19 protein-coding genes and 1 riboswitch are annotated in these 18,336 nt (G+C 26.5%); of the genes, 2 read left to right on the plus strand and 17 right to left on the minus strand.

All coding sequences use genetic code 11. The annotated features are described in order from the left end of the window. Nucleotides 1-127 precede the first annotated feature (127 nt). Together BN6774_RS13470 and BN6774_RS13475 are read right to left on the minus strand one after the other, a co-directional pair. The gene (locus BN6774_RS13470) at nucleotides 128-1,414 is read right to left on the minus strand and encodes an MFS transporter (RefSeq protein WP_066894648.1); all 1,287 of its coding nucleotides are present in this window, start codon (nucleotides 1,412-1,414) and stop codon (nucleotides 128-130) included. A 277-nt stretch (nucleotides 1,415-1,691) separates the two neighbouring features. Next, nucleotides 1,692-3,098, minus strand: coding sequence for an MFS transporter (locus BN6774_RS13475; protein WP_066894650.1), 1,407 nt, complete (start codon nucleotides 3,096-3,098; stop codon nucleotides 1,692-1,694). A 289-nt stretch (nucleotides 3,099-3,387) separates the two neighbouring features. Here BN6774_RS13475 and BN6774_RS13480 point away from each other — a divergent pair, with 289 nt between their 5' ends. Continuing rightward, complete coding sequence (locus tag BN6774_RS13480) at nucleotides 3,388-3,885, plus strand: flavodoxin family protein (protein ID WP_066894652.1); 498 nt, start codon at nucleotides 3,388-3,390, stop codon at nucleotides 3,883-3,885. 323 nt (nucleotides 3,886-4,208) lie between these two features. Here BN6774_RS13480 and BN6774_RS13490 read toward each other — a convergent pair whose 3' ends face one another. Beyond that, nucleotides 4,209-5,723, minus strand: a complete 1,515-nt coding sequence (locus BN6774_RS13490; protein WP_066894656.1) for a WG repeat-containing protein — start codon at nucleotides 5,721-5,723, stop codon at nucleotides 4,209-4,211. 88 nt (nucleotides 5,724-5,811) lie between these two features. Here BN6774_RS13490 and BN6774_RS18990 point away from each other — a divergent pair, with 88 nt between their 5' ends. Continuing rightward, a complete protein-coding gene (locus tag BN6774_RS18990; RefSeq protein ID WP_268873142.1) occupies nucleotides 5,812-5,943 on the plus strand; it encodes a hypothetical protein in 132 nt (43 codons plus the stop codon). 27 nt (nucleotides 5,944-5,970) lie between these two features. Here the strand turns inward: BN6774_RS18990 and BN6774_RS13495 are convergent, their stop codons facing one another. The 14 genes from BN6774_RS13495 to BN6774_RS13560 form a co-directional block, all read right to left on the minus strand. Further along, on the minus strand, nucleotides 5,971-6,636 hold the full coding sequence (locus BN6774_RS13495; protein ID WP_066894658.1) for a deoxynucleoside kinase: 666 nt from the start codon (nucleotides 6,634-6,636) through the stop codon (nucleotides 5,971-5,973). A gap of 243 nt (nucleotides 6,637-6,879) precedes the next feature. Continuing rightward, nucleotides 6,880-7,602 carry an ABC transporter ATP-binding protein gene (locus BN6774_RS13500; RefSeq protein ID WP_066894661.1) on the minus strand — a complete coding sequence of 241 codons (723 nt, stop codon included), beginning with the start codon at nucleotides 7,600-7,602 and terminating at the stop codon, nucleotides 6,880-6,882. After that, nucleotides 7,583-8,587 carry an ABC transporter substrate-binding protein gene (locus BN6774_RS13505; RefSeq protein WP_066894663.1) on the minus strand — a complete coding sequence of 335 codons (1,005 nt, stop codon included), beginning with the start codon at nucleotides 8,585-8,587 and terminating at the stop codon, nucleotides 7,583-7,585. The genes BN6774_RS13500 and BN6774_RS13505 overlap by 20 nt, the downstream gene beginning before the upstream one ends. A gap of 15 nt (nucleotides 8,588-8,602) precedes the next feature. After that, complete coding sequence (locus BN6774_RS13510) at nucleotides 8,603-9,382, minus strand: ABC transporter permease (RefSeq protein ID WP_066894665.1); 780 nt, start codon at nucleotides 9,380-9,382, stop codon at nucleotides 8,603-8,605. Then, entirely contained in the window at nucleotides 9,354-9,644 is a 291-nt protein-coding gene (locus tag BN6774_RS13515) for a thiamine-binding protein (protein ID WP_066894667.1), read from the minus strand. Before BN6774_RS13515 ends, BN6774_RS13510 begins: the two co-directional genes overlap by 29 nt. A 104-nt stretch (nucleotides 9,645-9,748) precedes the next feature. Beyond that, nucleotides 9,749-9,856: riboswitch (TPP riboswitch) on the minus strand. A 110-nt stretch (nucleotides 9,857-9,966) separates the two neighbouring features. Next, the gene (locus tag BN6774_RS13520; RefSeq protein ID WP_066894669.1) at nucleotides 9,967-10,704 is read right to left on the minus strand and encodes a TatD family hydrolase; all 738 of its coding nucleotides are present in this window, start codon (nucleotides 10,702-10,704) and stop codon (nucleotides 9,967-9,969) included. A 64-nt stretch (nucleotides 10,705-10,768) separates the two neighbouring features. Further along, nucleotides 10,769-11,629 carry a metallophosphoesterase gene (locus tag BN6774_RS13525; protein ID WP_106404278.1) on the minus strand — a complete coding sequence of 287 codons (861 nt, stop codon included), beginning with the start codon at nucleotides 11,627-11,629 and terminating at the stop codon, nucleotides 10,769-10,771. 140 nt (nucleotides 11,630-11,769) lie between these two features. Continuing rightward, a complete protein-coding gene (locus BN6774_RS13530) occupies nucleotides 11,770-12,201 on the minus strand; it encodes a hypothetical protein (RefSeq protein WP_066894671.1) in 432 nt (143 codons plus the stop codon). A gap of 56 nt (nucleotides 12,202-12,257) precedes the next feature. Next, a complete protein-coding gene (locus BN6774_RS13535; RefSeq protein WP_066894673.1) occupies nucleotides 12,258-12,770 on the minus strand; it encodes a hypothetical protein in 513 nt (170 codons plus the stop codon). 78 nt (nucleotides 12,771-12,848) lie between these two features. Beyond that, nucleotides 12,849-13,676, minus strand: coding sequence for a nuclease-related domain-containing protein (locus BN6774_RS13540; protein WP_066894674.1), 828 nt, complete (start codon nucleotides 13,674-13,676; stop codon nucleotides 12,849-12,851). Nucleotides 13,677-13,703: 27 nt separating this feature from the next. Then, nucleotides 13,704-14,285 (minus strand): hypothetical protein, encoded by a 582-nt coding sequence (locus tag BN6774_RS13545; RefSeq protein ID WP_066894676.1) that lies wholly within the window; start codon nucleotides 14,283-14,285, stop codon nucleotides 13,704-13,706. 299 nt (nucleotides 14,286-14,584) lie between these two features. Further along, complete coding sequence (locus BN6774_RS13550; protein WP_066894678.1) at nucleotides 14,585-14,806, minus strand: hypothetical protein; 222 nt, start codon at nucleotides 14,804-14,806, stop codon at nucleotides 14,585-14,587. 668 nt (nucleotides 14,807-15,474) lie between these two features. Then, nucleotides 15,475-17,190, minus strand: a complete 1,716-nt coding sequence (locus BN6774_RS13555) for a hypothetical protein (protein ID WP_066894680.1) — start codon at nucleotides 17,188-17,190, stop codon at nucleotides 15,475-15,477. Continuing rightward, nucleotides 17,180-18,301, minus strand: coding sequence for a hypothetical protein (locus BN6774_RS13560; RefSeq protein WP_066894682.1), 1,122 nt, complete (start codon nucleotides 18,299-18,301; stop codon nucleotides 17,180-17,182). The genes BN6774_RS13555 and BN6774_RS13560 overlap by 11 nt, the downstream gene beginning before the upstream one ends. Nucleotides 18,302-18,336: the final 35 nt, after the last annotated feature.

Here is an 18,336-nt window from a genome sequence, read left to right on the forward strand (position 1 = left end):
TAATTTCAAAGTTAATAGGAATACTTCAAAACTAAATTAAGGAATTTATAAAAAACTATTTAAAGGATAAGTTTTTTATAAATTCCCCAACAATAAGCTGTCTCTAAAGACAGCTTGTTTATTTAAATTAAATAGTTTCTACATCAATTTCACATTTTTCCTCTTCATCAAGATTAATTTGAAGTAATGATTTTTTAAATAACAGCATTGCTCCTATCATTATTCCTGAAGAAATTAAAAATATACTTGAAACACTAATCTTATCAAAAAGATATCCATATACCATACTACTTAATGGTGAAGCTATCATACATCCAGTTGAAACAACAGTTGATACTCTTCCTAAAAAATCTAAAGGAACTATTGACTGTAGTCCTGCACTTACAAATGTATTGGCAATACCAATGAATATACACATAAATAGTGTAACTATTAACATTAATGAATATAAATAAAAAATAGAATTTTCAATGGCTACTAATGGCTTTAAAGCTACAATAGCATATCCTGCTAGAAGCACTGATGCTATCATTAAGCTTCCATATAAATTTTTTCCTAAGGAGTACTTCTTTGAAAGCCAACCTACAATAAATGTTGCTAAAATCATTCCTGCCACTGCAAAAGTATCAACTATACCATATTGCATATCTGACACCTTTAAAGTAATTTTACTAATATATGCTGAACCAATAGTAAAAGAACCTAGAGCAAAATTTAATATTACAGCTAAACTTACAACGTTTATAATATCTCTTTTCTTTAATATGAAACTAATACCATCCTTAAATTCCGAAGCAAATTTATTAAAAGATAATTTTCCTTTTGATTTTATATTTCTAGGAATAACTAGAAAAACTTCTGAAATAGCAGAAACATAAAATGAAATAGCATTTACTATAAAAACACCCTCTAATCCAAAACTGCCATATACTAATGCTGCAATAGCTGGTGAAATTACATTACCAATAGCCATTAGAAGTGAATTTAATGCATTAGCTTCAACTAAATCTTCTTTTTTAGTTATGGTTGGAATTATAGTTTGAAGAGTTGGATTATCTAAAGTTGAAATTAAAGAAAGTGCTATAACTAAAATATAAATATTAATTAAAGACATTTCTCCTGTAATGAAATAAATAATAGCAAAAATACTTACTACTACCCCACTGGCTAAATCTAAAAAAATTAATATATTCTTTCTATAAAACCAGTCTACAACTACTCCTGAAAAAGGTGATATTATTAATCCTGGAATTAGTGAAACCGCAAGGATAGATGCAAACTTTGTAGCAGAACCTGTAGTGCTTAACACAAATAAAGATAATGCAAAGCTCTGCATATAAGATCCAATAAGTGATGTAATTTTCCCAAACATTAAAAGTGAAAAGTTTTTTTCTTTTAGAAGCTTAAATTTCATATTTCCCCCTTTTTATACCATTTACAAATTATATTTTACTTTTACTATTACATTATATATAACATTGTTACATATAAGACCCCTTTAAAATAGATAGTAATTATAATATAATATTATTATATTATAACATTGTTACACTTGTAAACAACTTTAAATTGATTTTAGAAATAAATGTAAATATAATTCTTCAAATATTTTTAAGTCGATAATAATAGTTTATCTAGAAATTTAAGAGGCTGTCTTAGACAACCTCTTCTCTATTATTCATTATCCATTATTAATTATTTAATACATCTTGTTTTCTTATAACTCTTAATAAAGTTAATATTGCTCCTATTAAACAAACACTTGCAATACCTATAAATACAAATCTCATAGCAAATATAAATATATCTGCCCTACCTTCAATATATCCAGATACTTTATATCCTATTTTTCCACTCATTATAGAATATAAAATACTTGTAGATACTGCTATTCCTGTTGTTATTCCTAAATTTCTTATTAAGCCATTAATACTTCCTGCAATTCCAAGCTTACTTTTATCTACTGTTGACATTATTAAAGAATTATTAGGTGATTGGAACATTCCACTCCCTAAAGACACTGAACCTATAAGAATTGCAACTAAAAATAAAGGTGTACTTTCCTTAAAAATAGCTAGTGAAAATAATCCTAAAGTCATAATACTTAAACCTAAAGCTGATATCTTTTCACTTCCAATCTTATCAGATAAATAACCACTTACAGGTGCTACTACAGCTAAAACTATAGGTGAAACAGTCATCATAAGTCCCGCTAAACTTGGGCTAAGCTTCAATACATCTTGAAGGTAAAAAGGTAAAATTATATTCATAGCTCCTATAGCAATGAAAGAAGTAAATCCACAAAATATACTTAAAGAAAATAATTTATTCTTAAATATATCAATGTCTAACATAGGGTTTTTAATTTTCCCTTCCACTTTAACAAATATAAATAATAATATAATTGATATAATAAAAGTTCCTATTATAATAGGATTAGCAAATCCCATACTTTGTCCAAAGTTTATTGAACAGAAAAGTAATATTATTGAAACAATAAATAAACTAGTTCCTTTAGAATCAAAAGGTATTTTATTTTCAACCTTTTTAAAGTTCAATGTCTTTAATACAAAAATATAAACTATTATACCTATTGGTATATTTATTAGAAATATATATTTCCATGGTGCAACAGATACAATTAATCCTCCTAAAGTAGGTCCAACCATAGTTCCTAGTGCAACTGCTGTACCTGTCATACCTAAAGCTCTTCCTCTTTCTGAAGGTGGAAAAGTTTCAGTAATTATTCCTTGATTAGTAGCCATAGCTGCTGCTGCACCTACTGCTTGAATTACTCTTGATATAATTAGCATTATAAGTGAATTTGATAATCCGCAAAGTAAAGATCCTATTGTAAATATAGCTATTCCAAACCTAAACACTCTACTTTTTCCAATTATATCTCCAAATCTACCAAATAGTAAAATTAATGCACAAATTGTTATAAGATAACTGGTTACTATCCACTCTATTCCAGCCATGGTTGTTCCAAGTTCTCTAGCCATAGTTGGTAAGGCAACATTTACTATACTACTGTCTAAGGTGGTCATAAATGTCATAGGTAAAACTACCAATAATATTGCCCATTCTTTTTTCATACTTTCATCTCCTTGTAAAAAAATTCGTTAATTTATATATAATACTCCTATTTTCTTTAATTGAAAATCTATGAAAAAAAACATAAAATTAAGTTTTAGTTAATTTTGTTAAATTATCTTTAATATATTCATAATTTCTTAAAATATCTAATTATCTATATTTAATATCCTTTAGAGTATATTAATAATTTATTTCTATGATATTCTATAACTTTTATTATTTGTAAAAATATAATAAAAACTCTATAATAACTATATATTTTGATTTTTATATTATGGGGGAGATAAAATGAAAGTATCAATTATATACTTTAGTAAAACCGGCAACACCAAAGAAATGGCTAATGTAATTGCAGAAGGGATTAAAAAAGTTTCTGATTTTGAAGTAGGGATATTTGATCTTGATAATATCGATGACGATTTCTTGCTAGATAGTAAAGCTGTAATATTTGGAACACCTACATATATGGCTAATACCTGTTGGCAACTAAAAAGATGGTTTGATGAAGGAAATAAGTATAATTTAGAAGGAAAAATCGGCGCTGTGTTTTCAACAGCTCACTATGCACAAGGCGGAGGAGATATTGCTCTATTAACTCTTATTAATCACTTAATGGTTAAAGGTATGTTAGTATATTCAGGAGGATCGGCACTTGGTAAACCATTTATTCATCTTGGTCCTGTTGCAATAGATGAAAATTTTGAAAAAAGCAAAGAAATGTTTGAAATATTTGGAGAGCGTATAGCTTTAAAAGCAAAAGAATTATTTTCACATAAGAATAACTAATCTAAAAAAAACTCCTTATGGAGTTTTTTTCATTAAATAACCTATAAAAATGCTAATTAAAATATCTATTATAATTATTGTAATAAAACTATTACCTAAATACACTCCTTGCATAGGCCCAATAAATAGTACTACCCAAAGAATAAGAACAGCAATATAAATTTCAAACTTTAATAAGATCATCACTAAAAAATATATTAATAAATTCAATATCCAAAATCCTAAAAATAGCTTCAATAGCTTTTTACTTTTTAAATATCTTGCTAGTAAAATACTTAAAACCCAAACTAATAAAAATCCACATAAAAAATTTCCCTTATACTTTAATCTAATATTGACTTACCTTCCCTATTTACTAAATCAACTTTACCATCTTTATAATTTAAATAATATAAACCTTCATCGTATATTTTTACACTTTCAACCTTATCATCAAAGGATATTATCTCATGTCCATCCTTACTTATAACAGCCCATCCATCCCCCTTCGTAGTTACAAATGAATCGTACCCTTCTGAATATCCAAAAGAAACTACTCCATAAAGATTGTTATTTAAGATTTCACCTTTGCTATTAATTATATACCCTTCGTTACCTTCTTTTTCATTTACTATCATTAAATCATATGGTACTATCCCCATAACTGCAAGATTTTTGGATAGAATATTATCATCTTTATCAATTATCATATTTCCTACCCCTGCAAATCCTGACTCTGTTATTCTTGTAACTGTACCTATGATGTAATCATTATAAAATTGTATATTATCATAAGAAGAGGTTGCTCTTTTCCCCTCTAAGTTAACTAAATATGTTCTGTCATTTTCTATTACCGCCACTCTTTCATCTATTACATACTTATATATGCTTCCTTTCTCATTATCTAAAGTTTCCGTTTTATCAATTATGCCATCATATTTTATATCTATTACTGCATTATTATCTTTATCTATAATTCCATATTTTCCTCCATTACTTACAACTGTATATCCATCTGAAAATGGTAATGCAGATTCATATATACATGGAATTTCTTCTTCACCTTTTTCATTAATAAATCCACTTTTCCCATCCTTGACTACACCTATCAATCCATCACTTTCAAATCCTATATAATCGTATTCATCTTCTGTTATCTTTTCCCCCTTAATAGTATATAAATTATATTTACCATTACTATCTTCATTTACTATAGTATTATCAGTTATTACTCTTATCCCTTTGTTATCATCAATTCGTAGAATTTCTTTTCCTTTTAAATTAGCTACTATGGAAGTATTATCTTCATTCCATATAATATATTTATTTTGAATATGAAGACGACTTTCATTACTTTTAAAAGGTACTACTACTTTTCCTTTATCATTAAAAATAGCTTTTTCTGTATCTTTCAATACTACAATTAATCCATTTTCATCTACAAAGAAACTGTCATACTCATCCTCTAATATTTTTTCTCCATTCTCATTATAAATTGAGTATTTAAATTCTTTTGTACTAGTTATTATAAAATCATCTTCCATTGTAATATTTATAAATTCTTTATCCTCTGGTAAAATATAATTGCCCTTTGAATTAATTATATTCTCACTTCTATCCTTATTTATATAAACTTTTGCATAATCACCACTAAAAGTTTCAGCATCATAAAATTTAGGCTCTATTTTATAATCACCATTTATATCTACATACCCATATAAGCCACTTTTCTCTTCTAATACTGGGTATAACTTAACATTATTGTCCTTATCTGCTTTATCTTTATTATCCTTTGAACACCCTAAAAACACAAATACGCTCATTATTATCAATAATATTATCTTAATATATCTTTTCATTTCTACCTCCGTATCTTTCTATATATTATTCTTTTATCCTTTTTATATTTTAACATAAATTTTCCTTATATAACTATTACTTCTTGTATTGTTGCTACTTATTCAACCTCATGCAAAAGCTGCTATAAAGGCTGATGATCCAAATGTAATTATTATAGCTGTAACTATAATTATTTCTACATTCTTATTAACAAATAGAAAAGTAGGTCAACTCATTTAATTTGACCTACTTTTTTTTAATCTAATATTAAGCTTTTTTTTCAACTTTTCTAACTTCCTTAAGCTTTTCTTCAACTAATTCTATAAGCTTATACTTATCAGCTTCATTATTTACAACATCCATTTTATCCATATCTATTATTAAAACTTCAGAAGCATTATAGCAATTTTCCACCCAGGCATCGTAGTCCTTCCATAAGAAATTATAATACTCTCTTAAACTATCATCTATTTCAAACTCTCTACCTCTTAAAGCTATTCTATTTAAAACAGTTTCGAAAGAACCTTTTAAATAAACCATTATATCGGGTGCTTTTTTAGGAAGCTCTTCTAATTCCTCTAGCATATTGTGTAAAAGATCTTCATATATCTTCATTTCTAACTCATTAATTCTTCCAAGCTCCATATTTTTCTTAGCAAAATACCAATCTTCATAAATGGATCTATCTAATACATTATTATTATGAACAAGTGCTTCCTTTATACTTTTAAATCTAGTATTTAAAAAATAAAGTTGCAATAAAAAAGGATATCTCTTCTTTTGGATTTCCTCTTCGCTTTCACTATAGAATAATGGCAATATAGGATTATCATCTACACTCTCATAAAATACATCAGAATTGAAATGTTTTCCTAAAATTTCAGCAACAGAACTTTTACCAAGTCCAATCATACCTCCAACAACTATCAACATGCTTCACCTATCCTTTTACTTTTTATCTTTCTCTATATTACATAATAAAAAAATCACTTTCAAGTCTTGACTTTTATTATTTATACTACATATTGTATTTATAGAAAAACTAATACTATATATTGTATAATTATCGCAATATTTCAAATGCATTTAAAATATTAAATTAAACTAATTTTATAATAAAAAAGCTTTAACATTGATTATTTTTAATCAACTGTTAAAGCTTTTTACTTCGATAAATTACATAAGACTTAATATTTCTTTCTTAATTTCAATAAACTCTTTACTAGTAACTACATTTCCATTTCTATCATTAGATAAGTTAACTTTAATTTCTCCTTTTATAATAGCAGGCTTTTCAGAAATAATATATATTCTATCTGATAATAATATTGCTTCTTCTATATCATGTGTTATAAATAATATAGTAGATTTCATTTCTTTAGTTAACTCTAATAACCAATTTTGCATTTTTCTTCTCGTCATAGAATCCAAAGCTCCAAAAGGTTCATCTAAAAGCATTATATCGTCAGATGTTAAATAGGTTTTTAAAAAGTTAGCTCTTTGCTTCATTCCACCTGATAACTGTGATGGATATTTATATTCAAATCCACTAAGGCCAAATTCATCTATATGTTTTCTAACTTCCTCTCTAGCTTCACCTTTATTTTTACCTTTAAATATTAATGGAATTCCTATATTATCTATTACCTTTTTCCATGGAACCATCATATCCTTTTGATACATATAACTTAAATTTCCATTAATTTTTACTTCTCCATTATCGCTGTTTATTATATTAGTTAAAATATTAAAAATAGTACTTTTCCCACTGCCTGAAGGACCAAGAATTGAAACTAGCTCCCCTTCATTTACTTCTATATTTATATCTCTTAATATTTCCATATCATCAAAGGATTTAGATATATTTTTTAATAAAATCTTATTTTGATAAGAACTCATTTGTATAAGCCTCGCTTGATTTCATTTCCTTATTAATTAATTTATTATCATATAAGAATTTAGTATAGTTATCCCATACACTATCCTTCATTTCACCAAACACCTTTGTATCCTCCATATATTTATCAGCAAGATACTTTTGGCTTTCTATTGCAAGTTCTTCACTAATTTCAGGGACTTTACTTACTAAAAGTTTTGCACTTTCCTCTGGATTAGCTATTGCTTCTTCATATCCCTTTGTTGTAGCTTCCATAAACTTTTTAGCTAAATCTTTTTTATTATTAACTGTATCTTCAGTAGTTGCAATTATTGGAGTATAGTAATCTAATGCTGGATCCAAATCTCTAACTGGTATATAGTTTATATCAAAACCTCTAAGTCTTGCTTCAATATTTGTCCATGCTTCAAAAGTCCATTCAAAATCTAAGTTATTTTTAGTTGCTATAAAAAAGTCTTCTGTTCCTGCATCTACCATTTTTAATTTACTAAAATCTGCTCCATTTTTCTCCATAACAGCTTTTAATATAGCTTGTTCTGATGGACTTCCCCATCCACCATAAACCTTATTTTCAAAATCTTTTACAGTTTCAATTCCCTTTTCCTTAGGTGAAGCAAAACCTGATGTGTTATGTTGTATAATAGCTGCTATAGCCATAACAGGTAATGGACTATCTGATGTTCTTGCATAAGTTAAATCTTCTTGATAGCTTACTGCAAAATCTCCTTTTCCTGCTGCTAAAAGCTGTAGTGACGAACCTTCAGATGGTTGTATTATTTCAACCTCTAATCCTAAATCTTTATAGTAACCTTTTTCCTGTGCTACATAAAAACCTGTATGATTCGTATTAGGTGTCCAATCTAAAATTAATGTTACCTTTTGAAGTCCTTCATTATTTTTTGCTTCTTCTTTTTTACTACATCCAGCAAATAAAGTTAGTGCTGTTAATGATGCTAATACTACTGATACTAATTTCTTTTTTAACATTATTTCACCTCTAAATTAATTATTTTCCCTTTTATTATCTTTATTATTCCATGGAGTAAATATCTTCTCCATTACAGAAACCAAACCAAATATAGCCATACTTATAATTACTATTATTACTATAGCAGCAAACATTTTATCTAAAGCATATGCACTTCTTGCTCTAGTCATATATACACCAAGACCTTTATCTCCTCCAAGCCATTCTCCAATTACAGCTCCCATAATACTATAAGTTGCTGCAATTCTCATTCCTGAAAAGAAATTTATCATTCCATAGGGTAATTTTAAGTGCATAAATATATTTAGCTTTGAAGCTCCCATTAATTTAAAATGGTTTATTAAATCCTTATCCACACCTTCAAGACCATCTACTATACTTATTACTATTGGGAAAAAACATACAATGACAACAACAATTATTTTGGGCAAAGCACCAAAGCCAAACCAAATAATAAAAAGTGGTGCTAATGCAATAGTTGGTATAGTTTGTGATATAACTAATACTGGATAAAGAGCCTTTTTTATTAGTGGTACCATATCCATAATCACTGCTAGTACTATAGATAATCCAATTGCAATTATAAATCCTACAAAACCTTCATATAGTGTAGCTAATATGTGAGGCATCATAACTTTAAAATCACTAAATAAAACTTTAATTACATCTGATGGAGTTGGCATTATATATTTTTCTATTCCACCTGCTCTAACTACTATTTCCCATAAACTTAATAAAATTAATATAAACACTATAGGTGCAAGCTTATTTCCTATACTTTTCGATTTTTTCATCCATAGTCACGCCTTCTTTTTTATAGTCTATTTTAACCATAGAACATACTCTTGATGCACCTTCTTCTGTGCATATTTCTTGAGCTTTTTTTACTATTTCTAATAAAACATCTAACTCACCTTCCATAGTTGTTTCCATTGCTCCAACTTCATACTTTACTCCAGTAGAAGCTATGTATTCTATAACCTTGTCCACTACAGGATAAATTCTATCTTCACTTACTGTTGGTATTACTTGAAGACTTACATTACAAAGTGCCATAATTATTCCTCCTTAAAATACTTTTAAATTTTTAAATATTAATAAAAAAAATACAGTATCTCTGATTAGAGATACTGTAATATAGTTCAATTTGTATATTAATATTCAACAACAAAAAATCTCCCTACGTTGGCATTATCCAAATCAGGTTCATGGGTCAAAATAGTATCAACTTTATCTCAGACAGTTCGCTGCCCCCCCAGACAAATATTAAGTTTATGATTCCATTCTATTCCTTTTAAACATAAATGTCAAGTCAGTTAATAATCCTTATCATTTGCACATGTTCTTTATTAATTTTAATTAAAAAGCTATATCAATTCTACTTAATAATTAGCTTGTTAAAATTTTTTTCAACTTGCTTTAATAAAAAATCTATATTAACTTTTTTAAATTCAGCCACATTTTTATATACCCTTTTTATTTCACTTGGATAACCATACTCACCATTAACCCATTCTAAAGCAGTAGGTCCATCAGTTTCTAATAGCAGTTTATCTATTGGTATTTTACTTAATACTTCATTAGTTTTCTCTGAATAAACCATATCTACGCTTATAGTAAAATAACACCCAAGTTCTATATATTTCTCTAAAGTTTCTATATCCCCACTATACCAATGAATTATTGCTTTACTGTAATTAAACTTTTTAAGGGCTTCATATATTTCCTCTTCTGCATCTTTGGTATGAAGATTCACTACCTTATTTCTTTTTACACTTTCTTTTAGTATAAAATTAAACACTTTTCTTTGAGGTTCAAAAGTATTTTTATCTTCTACCCAAAGATAATCCAACCCTATTTCTCCTATAATTTCACTTTCTTCAATATAAGGAATTAGCTTTTCTAAGTTTTCTTTATACTCAGCTGCTTTCCATGGATGTATCCCAAAACAAGGTTTAATAAATTTGCTTTTTTTACTATATTCTTTATTTTTAATGTAACTTTCAATATCCATACTATTTGCTAATGTTAATATTTCATTTTCATTTATATCACTAATTGCTTTATCTATATTTTCTTCAAAAAAATCTAAATGGGTATGACAATCTATATACATACATCCTCCAAGTACAATAACTTTCTTATTTCATATAATTAAAAATTATTAAGTGATTTAACTCTTATTGTTTAGACTCCAAGGTTACTGATATAATTTCTGGTCTATTAAATACTCTTAATGGAAACAAGCTATTTCCAAGGCCTCTACTAACAAACATTGTAGTTTTATTACTATTATAACTCCCACTAGTATATTTAGGGAAAAAGCCTTGGTTAGGTGCAATAATTCCTCCTAAAAAAGGAATTCTAACTTGTCCACCATGAGCATGTCCTGAAAAAACTAAATCTATATCATTTTTAGAATATAAGTCTAACAGTTCTGGTCTATGAGAAAGTAAAATCTTAAATCCTTCAATTTTTGAGTAGCTATTTAAACACTCCTCCATATTGCTTGTATTAGTTTCATCAATATAGCTAGATGTAATAAAGGCTGGATCAGATAAACCTAGTATATTAATACTACTATTATCTTTATTAATCTTTACTGTTTCATCATCAAGAACATAAACTCCAGTATCTATTAACCTTTTCTTAATCTCAGAATATTTTTCTGACCAAGCCTCATGATTTCCTGAAACATAATAAACAGGTGCTATTTTAATGGCCTCTTCTATAAAATACATAGCATTTTCTAAATTATATCTACGTCTATCTATCATATCACCAGTTACTACAATAATATCAGGTGATAAATCTTTAACCTTTTCTAATAACTTAGATTGTTCTTTTCCAAAAACTTTATTATGTAAATCAGAAATTTGAACAATATTAAAATCATTAAATTCAAAAGGAATATCTGAATTTTTATATTCATATTTAGAAATAACAATACTATTATTTTGCCAAGTAAAAAATATAATGCATATTACTATAAATAAAAATATACTTATTAATGTATTCATTCTTATTTTACGCTCCTTCATATTACTACTCCTTAATATCTTTAAATGGTAATAATTATTATACTTAGTATATCATTTTTACTTCCTACTTGACATGGTGCATTTCAATTGAAAGCCATATAATATTATTATAAATGTTTTCAGTTTACATTTATTTGATCTTAATTGTTCTTTTTAACTAATTCTATTATATATTCGCCAGATAGAATCATTCTCTCATTTCCTATATTCACCTCAAATGAATCTGTAGTTCCATCTCCTAAATCTATTTCTATCTCATTATCATTAATTTTATAATTACCACTTAATAATCCTATATTTAAATTATTATTTTCTTTAAATGTAACAAATGCTCCTTCACTATATAACATGGAGTTTCTCATTAGCATTAATCCCTGAAATATCCCCCCATTAGATATCATGTTTTCCATATCTTCTTCAGTGTACTTATCAGAGTTATACCCGCTACTTTCTATAACCCAAGTACCAAGTAATTTATTACTTAAACTATCTTTCTTAATATAAATACTTATGCCTCCTATAATGCATAAAGCTATTAATACAATTAAACAAATTTTAGCAATTTTTTTCATTATTATCTCCCTTAATTTAGTTTCTATATATCTTTATTTTAAATAAGCATAATACTTTAAAATCCATTATTCATATTAGACATCATAGTATCAGATAAATTAAATCCTGGACCTTGAACAAAGCCTCCATCATCAAAGGAAGTAACACTTTTATTTGAAAAATCAATAAACTCTCTATCAAATTGTTCTTGCATTTGTCTATTTATTTCATCTTGTTGCTGATTAACCATCTGTCTATTAAATTCATTTTGTTGCTCCATAAATTCCATATTTAACCCTTGATGTTGCATTTTTAAAACTTCATCTAAATTATTATTCCCAATAAAATTTCTATTGATTTTATAATTCCTCTTAATATTTAAATCTCCACTAATTGCACTACTTAGAGCATTTACTTGTCTATCATACTTCTTATAGAATTTAAATGCCAATATCATTGGAATAATAAATCCTATAGAAACTGTAGCCATAAATATTGCACTCAGTACACCAATACCTATTGTTATTTTAATTTTATTATGTATACTTTTTAATTCACTTTCAATCCTACTCATATTAATTTTAATCATATTTATTCCCCCTAAACACTTTATATATTATAGATACATAAGATTTAGATTTGGTTTTATTTTAATATAATAAAATAACTATTGTTTTAATCTATTATATATATCATCTATTTCTTCACTTGAAATAATACTTTCCCCTTTTACGCCTTCAATATACTTGCATAGAGCATCTGCTTTAATAACAGGAACTTCTAAGTTTTCTGCACCCTCTATAATTGTTTTAGGATTTGAAATTACTATTATTCCTTTTACATAGTATTCCTTTTCACTATAAAATCTTTTTAAATTCTCTTGAAGAACTATCTCATGTCGTCTTAATTGAAACTCAGGACTATCAATACCAATCTCTTTCCCATTCTTTTCTCTAACCCAATTTCCAAAGTTATCTATTTTTATCTTACATCCATGATCTCCACCATAATTCTTAGTTTCAATATGAAATATTCCATTTGGCCCTATTACAATATTATCAAATTCTTGACTTTCTATTTCTGATTTTAATCTAACATTATTTAAAACCTTATATTCCTTTGATAACCATTTTAACTTATACGCTACATTTTTCTCTCCTTCTTCTCCACTCTTTCTAATTTTTTCTTCATCCGTCATATTATATGGACTTATACTACCAAGATTACATCCCTTTTTCACCAATTCAATATATAGCCTTTCCTTTAATTCTTTAGAAATATTCTCTGAGTTATATACTCTAAAAAATATAGATCTAAGTCCCCCCCATACTGAAGGTTTATTTTCAATTAAAGTAAATTTTAATATATTTATATAGTTGTCAACTAACTCATCTGTAGGAGATACAAGTATTTTGTTTCCAGTAAATTTTAACCTTAATTTATTAACAATGCTTATAACAATAATTGACAAAATAATAATAACTATAATCTTCATAACTACAATCCTTTCCTACTGAAAATTTTAAAGTCTTACTTCTAAATTTATTTTTTTATCTGATCCAAAGTATCCAAATTTAAAGAACTCTCCACCAATAGTGAAGTTGTTACCTTCAAGTTTTAAATTATTAAATATCATTTGGAAATTTGTTTTTCCACCTGAAGGTGCATTAATGTTGAAACTAGGATTATCAAAAAAATCTAGATTTGTAATAACTTCATTTGAATCTTTAAAATAGAAGTTTGATACATGTCCTACAATTGATTCATTAGAATTGTTATCAACTTGTCCATCAATTGTTAATGTATTATTTTTATATTCCACCTTAACCAATGAAACATTAACTTCTCCTTCAAAAATGCTTTGTGTTGAATTTGTCAAATCAAAGTTAATTTCTTTAACATCTTCCTTATTACCTGTATTACTAGGGTTATTCTGCGTATTACTACTATTATCACTAGTACCAGGATTAATTTCACCTGTAATTTCATTTGATTTACTTGAACTATCCAAATCAGACTTATTCGTAAGAGCTAAAACTACGCCTCCCACTACTACCACGATAACTCCTATAATTATCAATTCTTTTACTATTCCTTTTTTCATTTAATTCTCTCCTTATTTTTATATTTTTAATTAATCTTATATATAGATACATGGTATTTATATTTGGTTTTATCTATTTTAAATTTTTATTTAATTTATACTTATAATTATTCCTTAGAGATTATAGCATATTTTTCAATATTTTATCAATTCTTGTATAATATTATATTTATGTTATATATTAAACGCAAAAAACTACATAATATTTACTTATAATTCTCTTTTATTAATCTTATAAAAAAATTAATCCCAGTAATTTTCTTACTGGGATATCTTAATATACAATTTATTTTTTATAATTATGCATTATGACTCATCATAATATTTTTTACTTTTTCAATGCTTTCTGGTTTTACTAACTCTAACATTCTAGGAATGAAAGTCATCATATACTCTTTATTGAATGTTCCATCATCTTGCTTTCCGAAGCTTTCAGCTAATAATTCCTTAGCCTTTTCTTGATTTTCTTCCTCTACGTTTTGCATTATAAAATTAAAAAACATTTCTTGTCCTTTATTCATAGTTAATCTCCTCATTAAGTATTTTTTTAAAGTATATAATTAACCATGAAAAATATCAATAGTATTTAATTAGAAATCACTACTTATTATTTATTAATTGCTTTTATCATTCAACTGATAAATACCTTTCTATTATCAATTGATAGGTTTCTATAAATTTTAAATATTTACATATAGACATACGTTCATTTACTTATAATACGCTTCTCATTAGCTACAACGGAGATAATAGAAAAATGAAGTCAACCTATTCGTAGTTGAAGCTTTATTTCTTCCTAATGTATCAACATAATATCTTCCACACCAGAAATGCCTATTTCAGATTTATACTTTCCATATAGTATTTGTATTCTATATTTATGTGCAAATAATATATTATATTGATACCTCCATTTTTAATATGATAATATTTATATGTTGTTACCCATACGACACCTCCTATGATTTATTTTTTTTACGATTATAAGTCATTACCATTATATCAAGTATTTTTTTCTCAGAGTTTAAGCCATTTTATTAAAAAAACTATTACTGGAAATCAAAATTTCCAGTAATAGTTAAATAATAAAGATGATAATTACACAAGATTATCTATTCTATCACGCATCTATTAAACTTGTGGTCATTTTTATTTAAAAGTAGTACAACTAGAAATAAATATTTTATTACTATACATCTACTAAAGTACTTTTTCCATTTACAGCGTCCACTGATACCTTTAATATATTTCTACTCGTATTCCCTCTATAATATATCCAATTTCCTACCACTTGTGGCTTTTCCCAAGCAATAGCATAAAAAGTTTCCTTTTTAAACAATCCAGCCTTCCTTTCCCCAATAATACCACATCCTGTACTTTCCAGTATAACTTTGATTTCACCTGTTTCAATATCATATTTATTTATCGAAAAGTCACTATCTAAGATTACATAATAAATTACACCATATCCTATAAAGGTATAAATATCACTGTAACTACTAAAAGGAATTTTAGAACATTTTATAGCTTTTGGATTATCTAATGCTATATATGCATACTCCTTATCATATCTTGATATACTATATAAATAATTATTTTTCATATTAGTTTGGCTCCACTCAAGAACACATCTTTCTAAAAAGTAATTAGATTCAAATGGTATTTCACATAATCTTTCTATAGTGTTTTCTAAAATTTTATATAAATATAAAGTATTCTCCATTAATCTATTCTTTTCTGAAATTAAATCACTATAACTTGGAGTAAAATAAATAATATTTTCATTTACAAAAAATTTTTCAAAAGTTAGTATATTTTCATTATCTACTATTACCTCTAAAATCTTGCTTGTATCATTTTTAAAATTATATATATACATTCTTTCTATATTATCTACTTCTATTGTATAGAATAGATTTTCTTCATTACAATCACACTTACTAATCCTACCTACTATACTAATTTCAGTTTTCTTCAACGATTCAATATCTATTATACTAATATTGTTTTTACCCCAACTCTCTCCTTGTGATTTTATGCAAAGATACTTACCTTTTCCAAAAATATCTTCTGTTTTGTATTTCTCAATACAAACACCAATTTTTTCTTTACATCCATCACTTTTCTTAACTTTAAAAAATTCACCTTCATCACTTTGATAAACTAAATAATTATCTAATGTAACATACTGATTTATATTAACTTGATCTGCACACTCTTCTGAAATATCACTGCCATCATACGTTATAAAGGTTTTCTCTACCTCATTACTAATACTTGAATCCACTATTTCTTCTTCAACTACATAACCATATTTTTCAGCAATACCTTCAAATCCAGTTGCATTATAAATTACTTTAATACACTCTATAATTTCTTTAATACCTCTTTTATTTATATTAAAGTATTCAAATAAATTTTTCTCGTATTCTTCATTTTGCAAGAATTCAAAATCTCCATACTCTAAAAATAAATATTCTGTTATTACTTGAAAAATTGCTTTTTGGGAATTTAAATTTTCAATATTCTCAATACTACTTAAATCTATACTTACTTGAGGATTCTTAACTCCAATATATGAGTTTACACTTCTTATAAATTTTTGTTGATAAGAATTATTTGTTGCCCACAGATTAGAAATATTAATCAATAATGCTGATAATAATTCTTTTTCTTCATTGTCTAAACATTCATTAATATCTAACTTTGTATTTAAATCATATATTTCTTTCTTTTTCATAGATGTTAAATCGTCTATTATAACATCAACTACTTCATCTAATGAATCTATCTTTGTATTTATTTCTTTCCCAATTTTTTTAGTTACTTCACTTACCTCATTGAATTTTTCATAAAATGGTTTAGCTCCAGCTTCCATTCCTCTTTTAAAATCTTTAGTACTCATTATTCTCCTCCCATATTAAACCTATATCATTTCCCATAACTTTATTATAAAATTCTTTTTCTAAAAATTCCTTTTTCACCTCATTAATAAATTTTGTATCACTTACAATTCTATATAAAGTAACCAATATTCCTCCTACATCTAATTTAGTAAGATCCTCTGAAATAGCTGTATAAATAATATTACTTGAAGATGCAATTATATTAGAATACATTAAAATTTTCCTAGTTCTTACTTTATATAAATCAGTTGAAATATCCCTAACTTCATCATAGAAAAGTGTATGTATACACTCTATAATACTATTAATAAATATAGACATAGTAGCTCCTCGCATTACACTATAAGTATCAATACGGTAATTCTTACTAAGCATTTTTCTAGCCATATCTTCATTTGCTATTGATAATACAGGTATTGGCAATCCCTGTTTAGTAAAATAATCTGCCCCAAAATGAATAGCTTGTTTGATAATCGCAGCTGGTATATTCCAAGGATCATTTGTACCTTGTTCATGGGCAACTTTTATTGCTCCTGCTATATCACCTTCAAAAACTCCATCTAACTTCATATTTTTTACTGTATATGTAGTAAAATCATTTTTAGTCAAAGAATCTGAAAGAATATTAATAGGTCCAATAATCCATCCTAAAATAGGATCATGACCCAAGGCTCTATATCTGTGTGTTGATCCAGAAATCCCAGACTTCAGATCTAATTTTTTGAAATTTTCTGTTTGCCTAGTAGCATCATAAGGTACACTCCCAAATAATGTATCATGCCATTCTTTAGGCGTAACTTTTTTTAGAGGATCCTTTATTAATTTATCTCCATCTGATGCTTTATCTAATCTAAACTTATCGTTAGCAAATATGTATTGCCTTGCACATTGTAATGAAATTGCCAACATTAAAAATGAAATGTCTATTTTATTAAGCTTTGTAACTTGTTTAAAGTTTTTTTCAATATCATTTATAATTATCGAAACATCTCTTGCTACATTCGCAACTCTCTCTGATTCTTCTGATATCTTTTCCAAATTATAAGTGCCTTGTTTAATTCCACTCACCGCACTATTTTTTTTCTTTTTTAATTCATCATATTTTCTCAACCTAATCCACCTTATATTAAAATTTATCACCGTAT

The sequence above is a fragment of the Clostridium nigeriense genome, assembly GCF_900086595.1.
Lineage (GTDB): Bacteria > Bacillota > Clostridia > Clostridiales > Clostridiaceae > Clostridium > Clostridium nigeriense.

Excerpts from the sequence above, each read along its gene's own strand:
- BN6774_RS13475 (WP_066894650.1), bottom strand. The coding sequence starts at position 3,098 with ATGAAAAAAGAATGGGCAATATTATTGGTAGTTTTACCTATGACATTT.
- BN6774_RS13470 (WP_066894648.1), bottom strand. The coding sequence starts at position 1,414 with ATGAAATTTAAGCTTCTAAAAGAAAAAAACTTTTCACTTTTAATGTTT.
- BN6774_RS13520 (WP_066894669.1), bottom strand. The coding sequence starts at position 10,704 with ATGTATATAGATTGTCATACCCATTTAGATTTTTTTGAAGAAAATATA.
- BN6774_RS13515 (WP_066894667.1), bottom strand. The coding sequence starts at position 9,644 with ATGGCACTTTGTAATGTAAGTCTTCAAGTAATACCAACAGTAAGTGAA.
- BN6774_RS13495 (WP_066894658.1), bottom strand. The coding sequence starts at position 6,636 with ATGTTGATAGTTGTTGGAGGTATGATTGGACTTGGTAAAAGTTCTGTT.
- BN6774_RS13490 (WP_066894656.1), bottom strand. The coding sequence starts at position 5,723 with ATGAAAAGATATATTAAGATAATATTATTGATAATAATGAGCGTATTT.
- BN6774_RS13540 (WP_066894674.1), bottom strand. The coding sequence starts at position 13,676 with ATGAAGATTATAGTTATTATTATTTTGTCAATTATTGTTATAAGCATT.
- BN6774_RS13510 (WP_066894665.1), bottom strand. The coding sequence starts at position 9,382 with ATGAAAAAATCGAAAAGTATAGGAAATAAGCTTGCACCTATAGTGTTT.
- BN6774_RS13500 (WP_066894661.1), bottom strand. The coding sequence starts at position 7,602 with ATGAGTTCTTATCAAAATAAGATTTTATTAAAAAATATATCTAAATCC.
- BN6774_RS13525 (WP_106404278.1), bottom strand. The coding sequence starts at position 11,629 with ATGAAGGAGCGTAAAATAAGAATGAATACATTAATAAGTATATTTTTA.
- BN6774_RS13545 (WP_066894676.1), bottom strand. The coding sequence starts at position 14,285 with ATGAAAAAAGGAATAGTAAAAGAATTGATAATTATAGGAGTTATCGTG.
- BN6774_RS13530 (WP_066894671.1), bottom strand. The coding sequence starts at position 12,201 with ATGAAAAAAATTGCTAAAATTTGTTTAATTGTATTAATAGCTTTATGC.
- BN6774_RS13555 (WP_066894680.1), bottom strand. The coding sequence starts at position 17,190 with ATGAGTACTAAAGATTTTAAAAGAGGAATGGAAGCTGGAGCTAAACCA.
- BN6774_RS13550 (WP_066894678.1), bottom strand. The coding sequence starts at position 14,806 with ATGAATAAAGGACAAGAAATGTTTTTTAATTTTATAATGCAAAACGTA.
- BN6774_RS13480 (WP_066894652.1), top strand. The coding sequence starts at position 3,388 with ATGAAAGTATCAATTATATACTTTAGTAAAACCGGCAACACCAAAGAA.
- BN6774_RS13505 (WP_066894663.1), bottom strand. The coding sequence starts at position 8,587 with ATGTTAAAAAAGAAATTAGTATCAGTAGTATTAGCATCATTAACAGCA.
- BN6774_RS13535 (WP_066894673.1), bottom strand. The coding sequence starts at position 12,770 with ATGATTAAAATTAATATGAGTAGGATTGAAAGTGAATTAAAAAGTATA.